Raw genomic sequence first — 867 nt, forward strand, 5'->3', positions numbered from 1 at the left:
CAGCAAAGCGCGTTTCGCTTTCATCATATCTCGACGGATGAGGTTTATGGTGATCTCGAAGACGATGGCTCACTATTTACTGAATCGACCTCTTATAAACCCAGTAGTCCGTACGCGGCTACGAAAGCGTCTAGTGACCACTTAGTGAGGGCTTGGAGCCGGACATACGGCTTGCCAGCAATTGTCACCAACTGTTCCAACAATTATGGGCCGTATCACTTCCCTGAAAAGCTTATTCCGTTGATGATTTTGAATGCGCTTGAGGGAAGGCCGTTGCCTGTCTATGGCAATGGACTTCAAATTCGCGACTGGCTTTATGTTGAAGATCATGCTCGAGCCCTTGTTCGCGTTATCGAAGAGGGGAAGGTGGGCGAAACATACAATATCGGTGGTAACAACGAAGTTCGAAACATCGATGTTGTAAAAGGTATTTGTTCCATTCTAGAAGAGCTCAGACCTTGCCTTCCTGTCGGCGTTGAACGATACGTCGATTTGATTCAATTTGTTGACGACCGGCCAGGGCACGATCTTCGCTATGCGATTGATTCGTCAAAGATTCAGTCTGATCTTGGGTGGCAACCAAAGGAAAGCTTTGAAACTGGCTTGAGAAAAACGGTTGAGTGGTTTTTGGAAAACCAAGAGTGGTGGCAGCGCGTGCTTGATGGGTCTTACAATCGAGAACGACTAGGCATCAGCGACTAGGCATCAGCGACAAGGAGCAATGATGAAGGGCATTATTTTGGCCGGTGGTTCGGGAACTAGGCTCCATCCGATTACGATGGGGGTCTCCAAACAGCTTTTACCTGTCTATGACAAACCGATGATTTATTATCCTTTGTCTGTTTTGATGCTAGCTGAAATTCGCGA

Annotated in this window: 2 protein-coding genes; both read left to right on the forward strand. The window is 47.3% G+C overall.

Going from position 1 to position 867, the window contains the following annotated elements:
* Positions 1–702, forward strand: a 702-nt coding sequence (locus tag A3750_RS18395) for a dTDP-glucose 4,6-dehydratase (protein ID WP_068548583.1), incomplete at its 5' end; no start/stop codon positions are given.
* Between the two features lie 22 nt (positions 703–724).
* Positions 725–867, forward strand: a 143-nt coding sequence (locus A3750_RS25060) for a sugar phosphate nucleotidyltransferase (RefSeq protein ID WP_255374891.1), incomplete at its 3' end; no start/stop codon positions are given.

The organism is Oleiphilus sp. HI0079 (assembly GCF_001635105.1).